Source organism: Clostridium drakei (assembly GCF_000633595.2).
GTDB lineage: Bacteria > Bacillota > Clostridia > Clostridiales > Clostridiaceae > Clostridium_AM > Clostridium_AM drakei.
The window spans coordinates 1-14,635 of the sequence record NZ_JIBU02000076.1; the positions used below are offsets into that span (position 1 = coordinate 1).

General features: G+C 27.9%; 9 protein-coding genes. 2 read left to right on the forward strand and 7 right to left on the reverse strand.

The window, feature by feature from the left end; translation table 11 throughout:
* Nucleotides 1–181: 181 nt before the first annotated feature.
* Together EG57_RS0224080 and pepV are read right to left on the reverse strand one after the other, a co-directional pair.
* On the reverse strand, nt 182–574 hold the full coding sequence (locus tag EG57_RS0224080) for a bacteriohemerythrin (RefSeq protein WP_032079621.1): 393 nt from the start codon (nt 572–574) through the stop codon (nt 182–184).
* Between the two features lie 287 nt (nt 575–861).
* Nucleotides 862–2,253 (reverse strand): dipeptidase PepV, encoded by a 1,392-nt coding sequence (gene pepV, locus EG57_RS0224085; protein WP_032079622.1) that lies wholly within the window; start codon nt 2,251–2,253, stop codon nt 862–864.
* A 491-nt stretch (nt 2,254–2,744) separates the two neighbouring features.
* Between pepV and EG57_RS27365 the strand changes: the two genes are divergently transcribed.
* Nucleotides 2,745–3,782: a PocR ligand-binding domain-containing protein gene (locus EG57_RS27365; RefSeq protein ID WP_032079623.1), complete on the forward strand. Its 1,038-nt coding sequence runs from the start codon at nt 2,745–2,747 to the stop codon at nt 3,780–3,782.
* Between the two features lie 190 nt (nt 3,783–3,972).
* Here the strand turns inward: EG57_RS27365 and EG57_RS0224095 are convergent, their stop codons facing one another.
* From EG57_RS0224095 to EG57_RS0224110, 4 genes are all read right to left on the reverse strand, one after another.
* Nucleotides 3,973–7,374, reverse strand: coding sequence for a methyl-accepting chemotaxis protein (locus tag EG57_RS0224095; protein WP_032079624.1), 3,402 nt, complete (start codon nt 7,372–7,374; stop codon nt 3,973–3,975).
* A gap of 590 nt (nt 7,375–7,964) precedes the next feature.
* Nucleotides 7,965–10,670 (reverse strand): HD domain-containing phosphohydrolase, encoded by a 2,706-nt coding sequence (locus EG57_RS0224100; protein ID WP_032079625.1) that lies wholly within the window; start codon nt 10,668–10,670, stop codon nt 7,965–7,967.
* A gap of 365 nt (nt 10,671–11,035) precedes the next feature.
* Nucleotides 11,036–11,977, reverse strand: a complete 942-nt coding sequence (manA, locus tag EG57_RS0224105; protein WP_032079626.1) for a mannose-6-phosphate isomerase, class I — start codon at nt 11,975–11,977, stop codon at nt 11,036–11,038.
* 161 nt (nt 11,978–12,138) lie between these two features.
* A complete protein-coding gene (locus tag EG57_RS0224110; RefSeq protein WP_032079627.1) occupies nt 12,139–13,284 on the reverse strand; it encodes a GGDEF domain-containing protein in 1,146 nt (381 codons plus the stop codon).
* A gap of 427 nt (nt 13,285–13,711) precedes the next feature.
* On the opposite strand from EG57_RS0224110, the gene EG57_RS0224115 reads away from it, so the two are divergent.
* Complete coding sequence (locus EG57_RS0224115) at nt 13,712–14,434, forward strand: hypothetical protein (protein WP_032079628.1); 723 nt, start codon at nt 13,712–13,714, stop codon at nt 14,432–14,434.
* A gap of 17 nt (nt 14,435–14,451) precedes the next feature.
* Here the strand turns inward: EG57_RS0224115 and EG57_RS26935 are convergent.
* The coding region (locus EG57_RS26935) for a hypothetical protein (RefSeq protein ID WP_207642549.1) at nt 14,452–14,635 on the reverse strand (184 nt) is incomplete at its 5' end.

Consider the following 14,635-nt stretch of genomic DNA (forward strand, 5'->3'; position numbering starts at 1 on the left):
CGAGTTTGACAAAGTTCTTAGGTTTTCCAAATCTTCAAGCTTTAGAATAATTAAAACATTTAGCCGTGATGAAACACTTATCATATATCACGGAGTAAAAGTTAAAATCCAAACTTCCACTGCACCTTTGCGTCGTAATATGCTTGTTTTGTAAATCTAAACAATATTCATTATGAAAAATTTAGTTTTCATTTATTAACTTATCCTTTTGTAATATATGATCAATAATCCAGTTAAAAACAAAAGCAAGTAAGTCCTCAAGATACTTTTGTTGATCATTATCTATATTATTAAAATCTACAGAATTTATCTTTTTTATAAAAATATCATGCTCGATTTTTTGGCTTTCATATTGCTTTGAACCTATTTTTAACATATAACCTTCTTCAGCTTTAAAATGGAACTCTGTATATTCACATAATTCTTGAATTATTTCAATAATTTTATCATACTTGTCCACATAAAAATCATTTTTTAATAATTTAACTGCTTTATTGCCTATTTCAAAAAGATGCTTATGTTGCTCATCAATTAATTCTACACCAATAGAATATTTATCTTTCCACTCTAACATTTACCATTCCCCTCCATCATATTAATTATTATGAATTTATATATTCAATTATAACATGTTTTGATAAGACTCCCTATCATTATATAATATTTTCATAATAATATATAACTAAATTTTCACACTATGCTATTATATAAATTAAAATTTTCTGTGTTTAGAAGTAGCATATAAAAAATCACCGTCAAAATTTATTAAATTCTAATAAACTTGACAGTGATTTTCATAACTACTATATCCAAATCTTATATTACAAAAATTTTAAATATAACTCACTTTGTAAAAACTATTTATTTAGCAAGTTCGTATATTGTATGAGCATATATTTTAGCATTCATTATAAGATCATCAATCTCAATATATTCATTAGCTTGATGATCCAAATCTGGTTTTCCTGGGAATATTGGTCCAAACCCAACTATATTAGGAAGTTCCTTAGCATAAGTTCCTCCACCTATTCCATAAGCTTTTCCTTCTTCACCTGTTTGTTCAGTATAAACCTTAAGAAGAGTTTTAACCAAGTCACTATCTTCTGCATAATAAAGAGGATCTTGAGCTTCAACTCTTTCTATTTTAGCACCGCACTGATCAACTTCCTTAGAAAGGGTATTCATAATTTCTTCACCTTTAGCTGTAACAGGATATCTTATATCTATCCACATATCTGCTTTTTCTTCATTAATATCAGCAACTCCAACATTTAATGATAGTTTTCCTGATGGTTTATCTTCACATGCTATTTTAAGTGATGTACCATCTGTTTCTAATCCAACACTTTTGTTAAAGAAATTAACATAATCTGCAAGATCACAGCCATCTTTAAGAATTGTTCCTAAAAACTGGAATGTATGCATTACAGCATTTTTTCCGAGCTCAGGCATACTTCCATGTGCTGATACTCCAAATGTATGAATAACTACATTTCCATTTACAATTTCAGCTTTCATATTATATCCCATTTTATCTGCAAATTCCTTTACTGCTTTAACAATACCTTCTGTATCCTTTGCAGCTATTACAGTTTCACATTTATCTGGAACCATATTAGGTCTTATTCCACCTTTTAATGACTTAATACTAATACCACAATCACAAGAATTTAAATCCTTAACAACATGAATTCTTCTTATACCTTTTTCTGCATTTATAAGTGGATACATAGCATCTGGTGTAAATCCAGCTACTGGAGACTTTTCCTTTTTATTGTACACATGCATTTCAGAACTTCCAGTTTCTTCATTAGTTCCAAAAATAACTCTTACTTTCTTTGAAAGTGGCATATTAAGATCTTTTATAGCCTTTAATCCGAAAAGTGCTGCCATTGTTGGAGCCTTATCATCTAATGTACCTCTTCCAAACATTTTACCATCATGAATTTCTGCTCCATATGGCGGATAAATCCAGTTATCTCCTTCTGGAACAACATCCATATGACCAAGAACAGCTACATAATCATCACCTTCACCATATTCTGCATATCCATAATAACCTTCTTCTTCCTTATATGTATGAAATCCAAGAGAAGCTGAAATTTCAAGTGCCTTGTCAAGTGCTTTTGATACACCTTCACCAAAAGGCATACCTGCTTTTCCTTCTTCTTCAATACTCTTAATTTTTACTACTTCTTGACTTGCTTTAATAAGCTCTTCCTTTAACCCATCAATTTTTTCATTAAGTTTCATATTAATTCCCCCTACTCTTTAATGTTTTTCATAATAGTCGTACTAAATTTTGCAAATACAACTACTTTTTAATGCAAAAGTAATCTATACTTTTCATAAATTAATATTGCATTTAGCATGATTATATTGTATACCGGTTATTATATTTTTTCAATAGTTATGAATTTTTTATTGAATTTATATTTCTATAATGATAATTTTCATTCAATTTTATATCAAAATATTTTACAAAAATTTTATTTTTAAGAAAATATTGCAACATAATGTAAATGATATCAAAGCATGTCATAATTAATATAAAATTAAATTATATTAAATTTATAACTTGTGTAATAATCTACATTATTGTATAATTAGTGTAATAAATTATGAAATTTCATATTATACTTAATTTTTCATATTGTCAATATTATCGGAAAATATTATTTTAAACACAACAATATAGTAATACTAATAATTCTAAATTACATTATTCTTGGAGGTTGATAACTATGGATTCTAAAAATAATTTTAATTTTACTATAAGTTCTCTTATTGATTTAAAATTATTGCAACAATTTCAAGATAACTTTGCAAAAGCAATGGGTATGGCCAGTATTTCCGTAGATAACAAAGAAGGTAATGTTACATCTCCTAGTAATTTTTCAGACTTTTGTATGAAATATACCAGAGGCTCAATAGAAGGCAATAAAAGATGTATAAGCTGTGATATTGAAGGTGGAAGAACAGCTTCAAAAACTAATAAACCTGCTATTTACAGTTGTCATGCTGGTTTAGTGGATTTTGCAGCCCCTATTGTTGTGGATGGTATTCAAATAGGTTCTATAGTAGGTGGACAAGTATTGGATGCTCCTCCTGATGAAGAAAAATTTAAAAAAATAGCTAAAGAAATAGGTGTTAATGAAGATGAATACATAAATGCACTAAGAAAAATTCCAATTGTACCAAGGGATAAAATAGAATCTGCAGCTAACTTAATTTTTATATTCGCCAACGCTCTATCAAAAATGGGTTATGATAAAAAAATAAATATCATGAATTCAGATAAGTTTAAAAATATAGCTAAAGACTTAATAAATAACATAGAAGCATTATCTGGTGGAATTCATAATTTATCATCACAAGTGAATTCTCTTGTAGAAACCTCTGGTTCCTTGCTTGAATCCTCTTCTAAATCAAAGGAGAAAGTTAATGAAACTGATGATATTTTGAGCTTTATAAGAACTGTAGCAAATCAAACAAATTTACTTGGTTTAAATGCTGCCATAGAAGCAGCAAGAGCAGGTGAACAAGGTAAAGGCTTTTCTGTAGTTGCTAACGAAGTAAGAAAATTAGCTTCGGTAAGTGTAGATTCTGCAAAAAAAATAGAAGTTATACTAAATAGTATAAGAAGTGGAATGGAATCAGTAGAAAATGGTGTCAATAAAACTGGTGTAGTAATAGAAAATCATAAACAATATATAGAGGATATTATGAAAAAAATAGATGCATCTTTAGAACTAGCTGAATCTTTAAATTCAAGTATATAATTTATTTATTAAAAAAAGAGCTTATCAAAGTACAAATGTATACTATGATAAGTTCTTCTTAATATGTCTAAATCTATAAATTTACTTTTAAATACATTGTATAAAACATTCATTAATATTGTCATTATAAACTTCAAAAATGCACAGCAAATTAGCTTTTGCTGTGCATTTTTATATGACAACTAATATTTTAATACTTGCCAAACTCCTTATCACTAAGTGCAATTTTAGGTTTATTTGATGCAATAGCTGCTTCTTTAAAAGATAAATTCATTTGTCGATTATTCATATTTCTATTTTTATGTGAATTTATTTCATTTTTAACCAAATTCATATTCACATTTCTAAGTTTGAATTTAGAAACCATATCTTTAAGAATTTCCGATTGACTTGAAAGCTCTTCACTTGCTGCTGCACTTTCTTCTGCTGTTGCTGAATTTGTCTGAACCACTTGTGACACTTGTTCAAGGCCTAAATTTATCTGAGAAATTCCAGTATCCTGCTCATTAGAAGATGCTGCTATTTCTGCTATGAGAGTAGTTACCTTTGATACACCATCTACTATTTCATACAAAGCTTTTGCTGTATCATTGGCAATTTCAGTTCCCTTTTCAGCCTTATCTATTGAACCTTCAATAAGTGCTGTAGTTTCTTTAGCTGCATTGGCACTTCTTGCTGCAAGATTTCTTACTTCTTCGGCAACTACAGCAAAGCCTTTACCATGTTGACCTGCTCTTGCCGCTTCCACTGCTGCGTTAAGTGCTAATATATTAGTTTGAAAAGCTATTTCATCTATTACCTTTATTATTTTTGAAATATTAGCTGAAGATTCATTTATCTCTGCCATAGATTTAAGCATTTCAGCCATTGCTATATTACCTTGTTCTGCATTCTCTTTTACCTTTAGAGATAATTCATTTGCTTCATTTGCATTAGCTGCATTTTCTTTTGTTTGTGATGCAATTTCAGTTATAGAAGAAGTTAGCTCCTCAATGGCACTGGCTTGTTCTGTAGCTCCTTGTGATAATGCTTGGCTACCATCTGAAACCTGACTAGAACCTGTAGATACCTGCTCTGCAGCAGTATTCATTTCACCAATTATATCATTTAAGGAATCTAATATTCTATTTAGCGAATTGGAAATACTTATATAATCTCCTTTAAATTCTTTTACATGTTCAATAGCAAGATTACCATCAGATATTTCTCCTATAATGCCTGATATTTCTTGAATGACATGCCTCAAATCTCCAGCTGTACTATTTACAGATTGTGCTAATACCAAAAATTCTCCTTTATACTCTCCATTAACAGAAACATCCAAACTCCCCTTTGAAATTTCACTCATAACATTAGTAACTTCTTTAATAGGTTTCACTACAGCTTCAACTAAATGGTTTATACCCTCTACTATTTTTTTAAAATCTCCTCCATGTTTTTCAGCATCTGCCCTAGTATTCAATTTACCTTCAAGAGCTGCATCAGATAACATTGAAGCATCTGATATAAGTTCATCTACTGCACTCTTAACATCTTTTAAGCTATTATTTATTCCTTCAAACTGTTTATTAACCTCTACAGTATACTTATCTGCTTCTTCAATATTAAGATCAAATTCAGTGTTTCCTTGTGATAACAATTTTAAGTTTCCTTCAAGTCTATTGACTTCATTTTTTGTATAATTACTAACTCTTATAATAGGTGTTAAATCCGTTACAACTTCAACAAATCCAACATTCTCACCTTTTTTATTTTTTAAGTATGAAGTATCTTGTTTATTATTCATACCGCACCAATCAAAGAAACTTTCCGAATTTCCTCTAAGTAATTGCTTTATTCCACATTTTTCAGTATTACAAATATTAGCACCTGCATGACTACATGCTAATCCATAACCAGATTCACGATCTCTAACAACTCCTTGTTCAATCATAAGATTTTCAAAAGCCTTATTCATGTATGTCCATTTCATATCATTATCTGTTACATGAGTTGGGAAAGGAATAGCATCTATAATAGCTTCATACCATACAACTTTATCAACTACTGTATCTAAGGTTCCATTTATACCATCTATAACTTTTTTAAAATCTCCCTGATGTTTCACTGCTTCTGCTCTTGTTTCAAATCTACCCTCTACAGCCTCTTCTGACAACATATTTACATCTTTTAATAATAAAGTTAAATTATCTATACAGTTATTTAAACTATTCTTTATTTCATTAAAATCTCCAGAATAATCATCTGTTATCTTGGATGGTATATCTCCTTTACCTATTCTATCTACATAGGTTGCTGCAACATTTAATGGTCCTATTACTGAATCAAGAGTAGCATTTACTCCTTCTACTATCCTTTTAAAATCTCCATGATGTTTTTCAGCATCTGCTCTAGTATTTAATTTACCTTGAAGAGCTGCCTCAGATAATATTGATGCATCACATACAAGTCCATCAACTGCATTTTTAACATCTTTTAAACTATTATTTATTCCTTCAAACTGTTTATTAACTTCTACAGTATATTTATCTGCTTCTTTGATGTTAAAATCAAAATTAGTATTTCCCTTTGACAACAGTTTTAAATTTTCTTCAAGCCTCTTAACTTCATTTCTTGTATAATCAGACACTCTAATAATAGGTGTCAAATCTGTTACAACTTCAACATATCCAACATTTTCACCTTTTTTATTTTTTAGGTATGAAGTATCTTGCTTATTATTCATACCACACCAATCAAAGAAACTTTCTGATTTACCTCTAAGCAGCTGCTTTATTCCACAATTTTCGGTATTGCAAATATTAGCACCCGCATGATTACATGCTAGCCCATATCCAGATTTACGTTCCCTAACAACTCCTTGCTCAATCATAAGCTTTTCAAAAGCCTTATTCATATATGTCCATTTCATATCATTATCTGTTACATGAACTGGGAAAGGAATAGCATCTATAATAGCCTCATACCATACAACCTTATCGACTACTGTATCTAAGGTTCCATTTACTCCTTCTATAACTTTTTTATACTCTCCTTGATGTTTAGATTCATTTACCCTTACCTCAAACTTACCTTCCAAAGAAGCCTGAGATAGCATATTTATATCTTCTACTAAAGATTTTATAGATTCTACAGTTTTCTTTAAGGCTGGAGCTATTTCATCCTTCTTATTTTTTTCAGTTATATCCATATTCATATCTCCTTGGGAGATACTATTCATTACTCCAATAACCTTTGTTTGCAATTCATCCGCAAAATTATCCATTGCTTTAGATATTTGTCCTATTTCATCATTAGAATCTATTTTTACTCTTTCATTAAGATGTCCTTGATCCATTTCTTGAATTACATATAATATTTTTTTAAGTGGGATTGAAATTGATCTTGAAATGAAAAATCCAATTAGAATGGATATTATGATAACAAAGATAATCATTGTAATTACAGATTGGTTAACATCAACAGTACCATGGTTTGAAAAAAGACTTAACTGATTAATAACATAAATTCCACTTATCGCATACATTAATGCTACTGCTATAAAACCAAACATCAATTTTACACTAATTTTTAAATCCGAAAACCATTTCATTATTATACCTCCCTAACTTTTGCAAAATGTAATTTTATACTGTATTTTCAAGTGGTATATTTATGATTTATTAAGTATTTACCATTGTTAACACTTCCCATCTTTAACTATTAAAAATCTTTTATGGAATTCCTAGAGTATAATCATGCTAAAACTATATAGCCTTAACTGACTTACTCAAAATTAAAAATTAATATTTTATGCTTAACTGATGTGCTAAGCACTGATATGCATATTCAAAGATTATGTTAAATTTGAAATGATTTAAATAGCAAAATTGTATCGGTTTTTCCACTACTTATTACTATTTACTTAATATAGTATTTTTTCGACCCATTTTTCATTTACTTAATAATTATTTTCAAAATATTATTACAAATCTTAAAATTAACAATTTAGTGTTTTTAAATATTATAATATTCTCAATCATGATTATATAAGATAATATAATACTATATAGACATATTGCAAATCATTTTTAGAAGACAAAGAGCAATTTGTCTTCTAAAAAATATATTACAATTTGCTTACTACATTAAGTTAAAATTTTGAATTTGAACAATCATATCTATCAGCAACCAATTTAAATTTTATTTAAATGATTTTCCTAATACTTTTTCAATAAATACATTTACAAGCTCTGGATCAAATTGAGTTCCTGCATTAGATCTTAATTCATCTATAGTAGCTTCCTCTGATAAAGGCTTTCTATAAGCTCTTTCGCTTATCATTGCATCATAAGAATCAGCTATAGCTATGATTCTTGATTGAAGAGGTATTGCTTCTTTCATTATGCCTTTAGGATAACCTCCTCCATCCCATCTTTCATGATGGTACAATACATATTCAGCCATTTCCGACATATGATTTACCGTACTTAATATTCTATATCCTACTTCTGAATGTTTTTTTACTTGTTCCCATTCTTCATCTGTAAGTTTTCCTTTTTTATTCAAAATACATTCACCTATTGCTATTTTACCTATATCATGAAGTAATCCAGCTGTTTTAAGTTCTTCTATATCTACTTTAGACATACCTATAGCTTCTCCAAGCTGCTTACATAGTTCTGAAACTCTATATGAATGTTCTTGTTCTGTCTTATTTTTTTCATGCAAGGTACTAATTATAGTATTTATTGTCTTACTTCTCATGCTTGGGCTTTCAAAAAGCTTTTTCTTATACATACTATCTTCTGCAATTTTAAGTATTTCATCAATACTCTCTTTAGTACTTTTTCTAGTTGCATATCCAAAAGAAATGGATATATCAACTGATTCTACCTTTTCTTTTAATGCCATATCATTAATACCATTAATAATGTTTTCTGCTTCATGCATTTCAGTATTTGGCATTAAAATAACAAACTCATCTCCACCTAATCTAATAGCAACATCTTTATCTCTGCATCCCTTTTTCATTATTTCTGCTACTTTCTTTATGAGCTTATCTCCTACAGCATGCCCAAAAGAATCATTTACAAGCTTTAATCCATTCATATCTGCCATAGCAATAGACAATGGAATACTACTTTCATTATTTATTCGATTTAATTCTTCATCAAAATATCTCCTATTATATAAACCTGTCAATTGATCATGATAACTTAAATAGATAATGTCTTCTTCTGATTTCTTACGCTTAGTAATATCCATAAAGGTTATTACTGCACCAATAATTTTACCATTGGAATATTGTGGATAGGAATAATATTCCACAGGAAAGCTCGTTCCATTTGATCTCCAAAATACTTCATCATCTACATGTATACACTCACCTTTATTAAATTCATTAAAGACTTTACACTCATCAACATTAGAAATTGTCTCATCTAAATTTTTAGCACGAAGTAACAAGTGCATATTTTTCCCAATTAATTTCTCTTCATTTTCATATCCAAGTATTCTTAAACAACTAGCATTACAAAAAGTACAATTTCCATTTATATCAATACCATATATAGCTTCAGCAGTAGAATTCAAAAGAAGACGTATGCTTCTTTCCTTATCCTTCAATATAATATTTGTCTTTTCTAATTCTATTGTTCTTTCTTCCACCTTTTCTTCAAGTTTGTTTATAAGCATATATAATTGTTCTGCCATATTATTAAATGAACTTGATAATCTTCCAATTTCATCATTTTTGTAAACCTTCGCCCTATAAGAAAAATCCCCCTTTGAAAATTTTTCTGTGGCATCTATTAAATTATAAATTGGTTTAAGTACATTTCCTGTACTTTTAATATATATTAATATTGATAAAACAAGTATAATAATTGACAATAGCACAAAGGCATTAATATTTTTTGACATTACAGCTGTAAATTGACTTTCAGGAATAGAGGTTATAATTATCCAATCTATACCTTCTTTCTTATAATCAGTAAATGTAACATGAAATTTATCATTTTTAGTATTTATTAAAAAATAATTTTTTAAATTCTTTTTATAATTTGCATATGATTCCGTTATTGGCTTGTTATCAATTTCTTCAATATTTATTCTTTTTGTTTTGTTATTTCCCAAATTTTTGAAATTAGGTTGTTTAAGTGAATTTGCAACTAATTGCCCAGTGCTTCTTTCCAAAATGTAAATATCTGCATTTTTATTTTTCGCAATTTCTCTCAAATGATTATTTATTCCTGAAAAAATAATGTGTGTTCCTAGAACTCCTTGTAAAATACCATTTTTATTGTAGATAGGATATGCTGCCGAAATAGCTAAATCATCCATTACAAAATGCTTATAAATTGGTGAAAATACTGGTTTTTGTTTTTCTTTTGCAGATTTATACCAATCTCTTGTACGAGGATCAAATTTTTCAGTTTCATCTACTAACTTTCCCGAAGTTAAGTCATTTGTAACAGAATAATATCGTGATTTACCATTCGTTTCAGAATTGTTTTCAATGATCTCAATTTCATTTTTAATATTTCTTCGTGCTCCATAGTATTCTCCATCTTCCATACCATAGCTAAAACTATACACTTGATTATTACTTGACTTAATTACTCCTGAAAAATACTTTTCACGTTCTTTCTTATCTTTCAGATTTACTATCTCGCTTTGAATTAAATTATGATTTGTTTCATTAATATATAATGGATTGTTTATAAAATTTTCTACATTATTTAATATATCTTTATTTGTATCATTATTAATTTTGGTAAGAATATTTTCTTTAGCCGATTTCCAACTGAAAAAACCAAAATAAGCTATTAAACTAAAGATAATTATTATGAGTATGATAAATGAAAGATTAATAGCAAATCTTATTGAATATTTCTTCTTTTTCATCTTACCACCACCTTACATAGTAATGAAATTATTATACTTTATTTTTATATAATGTGAGATAATCATAATAAAAATCCATTCATGCAAGAATTTTTTTCAAAACATTTGTAATTTCATATATTTTCTAACTTGTTTATATTATATAACTTATACTTACAAATATCTATTTAAAATTTGAATAATAATCATAATACGACACAATTTTTCATAGGACAATTAACAATTAAAAGAGGACAATGAAGGATGTTTTCTCCTTACTTGAAAAAACATCCTTCATTGTCCTCTGAAAAAGTTGTGCAGCATTTTGTTTATTATATTAACTTAAAATTTTGTATATGCTAAAATTGAATGATTAGTAATTATATTTACATACTTGAAATAATAAATGTTACTTTCCCACTAACATCAAAATTATCATAAGCAAATGGCAATATAAAATTATCACCTTTTTGTATTTTTTCATTATCTAAAGATCCACTTCCATCTAATACAGTAACTAATGCAAATTTACTTTTATATTCTAAATGTGCAACTTCATTTACTTGAATTTTTACAGTTTTAAAATATTTTGAATTTACATATTCAGTTTTTATATATCCGCTCTTTTCTTCAACTAATGGAACTATACTGTCCTTACATTCATCAGGTACCTTTATTACATCTATAGCTTTTTGTACATGAAGCTGTCTCTTTTCACCAGTCTTCTTATCTACTCTATCATAATCATAAACACGATAAGTTACATCTGAAGATTGTTGTATTTCATATATCAATGTATTTTTACATATTGCATGAACTGTGCCTGAAGGTATATAGAAAAAGTCTCCACTTTTTATTTTGCGAAAGTTTAGTAATTCTTTCCATTCTTCATTGTGAACATACTCAATTAATTGTTCTTTTGTTTTTGCATTATGTCCATATTCTAATAAAGTATCTTCATTACAATCTATAACATACCATGCTTCCGTTTTTCCCATCTCTCCATTTTCCTCGGAATTTGCATATTCATCATCTGGATGTACCTGTATTGATAAATCATTAGAGGCATCTATTAACTTTACTAAAAGAGGAAATTCTTTATCCTTAATATCACCAAAATACTCTCTATGATTTTCATATAGCCATGATAAAGTCTTTCCTTTAAACTCACCATTTTTTATAGTACAATCACCATTCTTATGGCCTGAAATAGCCCAACATTCTCCTGTTTGATCTGTTGGTATATCATATCCAAAGTATTCTTTTAGCCTCGTACCTCCCCAAACTCTCTCTTTAAAAATAGGATTTAATTTTATAATTTTTCTCACCTTTGTATCCTCCTAACTTATAATGTCAAAATTCAGTTCAAAACACTTGTAAAAACATTGTAATTGCACATTTCATGCCCTATAAACATTATACAATTTATATTTGGAAATATCTATTTAAAATATAAGTATTAAAAATAATAGACTATCTTATATTTATATCAAATTGATACTTTATTCTTTAACTTTTTGATTTTTTTATCTCTATACATAAGTTTATCTACATGACTAATATACTCATCAGCAGTCATATATTTATTAAAGTCATAAAGTTCATAACCACAGCTTAAATTCAATTTATATTTCAACCCTGAATTTTTATTATACTCAGCTAAAGAATCATAAATTTTATTAATTATTTCCTCTACCTGTTGTTCACTATCCACATTAAGAAATAAAACAAATTCATCCCCACCATATCTAGTAATAAAATCTTCTCTCTTCAATATATCTTTAATTATATGAACTACATTTATTAAAGCGTTATCTCCTTCATTATGTCCAAAAGTATCATTTATCTTTTTAAAATCATTAAGATCTATAAATGCTATTGAAAAATTTTTCGGTTTTTTTTGCTTAATTCTATAGTTTAAATAATTATAAAATTTATCACGTGTCCATGCCCCAGTTAAATGATCAATATGTATCATTTGCTGTTGTATATACAAATAAAGAATAATTAAAGAAAAAGCAATTGAGCTCCACATAAGCAATGGTCCATAAATCATTATTTGGATAAGGCTTGCTATTGATGGAAATACTCCAAATAGAAGTAAAGGTAAGAACTCTATTTTAGTGAGTTTATTTCTATTAGTATAAATAATTATAAAGCCACATAACAAATAGAAATATGATATAGCAGAAGGAACAAAAAACAAAAAACCTCTTTGATATACATTAAATTTATTAATATAAAATTCCAATTTAAAAAATGGACTTAAAATTGCTAAAAGAATATTTAAACCTATAGGTGATAAAAAGATTATGTTATTTTTCCATTTGTAGTTCTTGTTTTTATTTACCCACAAATTAGCAAAAACATACCACATATATGTAACTATAGGTCCTAATATATATAAAAAAATATGTAACATGGCACTTATGGGTATTAACCATGTATAGGGCTGTTTATTTATTATACATGTTGATGTTTCAATAAATAATTGTACAGTATTTATTATAAAAATAATAACAAAAATTCTATTTTTTATCTCTTTTTTATCAAGAGAATTTGTTATATTTCTTAAAAATATAATAGATACAACAATTGCAATAATATTGTTATCTATTCTTAAAAATAAATTCAATATAATTCCACTCCAATCAAAGCATCCTTAGACTCAGAAAAAATTTACTTAGAAGGAATACTTCTTTCCAAAGCAGAATTTTTATAAAATGTCATTTAAAGAATTTATCCTCTGAGTCTTAAAAGGCCTTATCCAATATACATACCAGCTATTATATAACAGTTCAAAAACCCTAAACCTCAAGATTCTTACTATTTCACCTAAATATTGTAGCAATCCTACAAATGATAATCATAAGATAAAATTACACATTATTGTATTCAATGATATAGTATATATGTCTTATTTTATCATGTTTTTTTAACATTTCAATGTATCATTTTAAAGGAAAATAATTCCATGGTTAATTTTGGATTAATCATTAATAATATTCATAGTTGAACGATAAAATAAATAATAGTAAAAAACAAAGGGGGAATATGTTAATATGGATATTACAGGAGTTAAAAGTATTAACACATCAATTTACACTTCTAAAGATGATACTAAGAAATCAGACAATAAATCCAGTGATGCTGAAAAAACTAAAGATAAGACTCAAAATTTAGAAACAGATAAATTTGTTAAATCCACAGAAAACACTACAAAACCTTCTACTTATAAGCCCGTAAAAAATAAACTTTCCACAGATGAAATTGCAGCTCTAAAAGAAAATGAGCAAAATTCTAAAGCAGAGCTTATAAAAAAATTTATAAATGACACAATATCTAATCAAAATAAACTTCTTGGAAAATCTACCGAAAGTGGAATTCCTGGAATGTCAAAATCAACTTCAGACTTGCTTACTAAAATATTCGGTTCTCTAGAAAATGCATACCCACCACTAGCAACAACTCCAGAAGGTGCTCAAAAAGCAATATCAGAAGGAGGTGCATATTCTGTAAATGCAGTAGCAGATCATATTATGACTATGGCAAAAGCTCTAGCAGGAGATGACCCTAATAAACTTCAGCAAATGAGAGATGCAGTAGAAAAAGGCTTTAAAGAAGCTGGCTTTGATTTTAAAAAAGCAACAAATAGTGATTTACCTCAAATTTGTCAGGATACCTGCAAAGAAGTCATGAGAAGATTTGACGAATTGCAGAGCAAAGTTAATAGTAATAATGATACTACTAAATCTGATACTAAGGATAGTAAAGATTCCAAATAGACATGATTCTAAAATGCTCATATAATATTTAAACTCTTGTCTTTAATACTTAACATAAGTATATTACGACGCAAAGGTGCAGTGGAAGTTTGGATTTTAACTTTTACTCCGTGATATATGATAAGTGTTTCATCACGGCTAAATGTTTTAATTATTCTAAAGCTTGAAGATTTGGAAAACCTAAGAACTTTGTCAAACTCG

Excerpts from the sequence above, each read along its gene's own strand:
- EG57_RS27365 (WP_032079623.1), top strand. The coding sequence starts at position 2,745 with ATGGATTCTAAAAATAATTTTAATTTTACTATAAGTTCTCTTATTGAT.
- EG57_RS0224115 (WP_032079628.1), top strand. The coding sequence starts at position 13,712 with ATGGATATTACAGGAGTTAAAAGTATTAACACATCAATTTACACTTCT.
- EG57_RS0224080 (WP_032079621.1), bottom strand. The coding sequence starts at position 574 with ATGTTAGAGTGGAAAGATAAATATTCTATTGGTGTAGAATTAATTGAT.
- EG57_RS0224100 (WP_032079625.1), bottom strand. The coding sequence starts at position 10,670 with ATGAAAAAGAAGAAATATTCAATAAGATTTGCTATTAATCTTTCATTT.
- EG57_RS0224095 (WP_032079624.1), bottom strand. The coding sequence starts at position 7,374 with ATGAAATGGTTTTCGGATTTAAAAATTAGTGTAAAATTGATGTTTGGT.
- pepV (WP_032079622.1), bottom strand. The coding sequence starts at position 2,253 with ATGAAACTTAATGAAAAAATTGATGGGTTAAAGGAAGAGCTTATTAAA.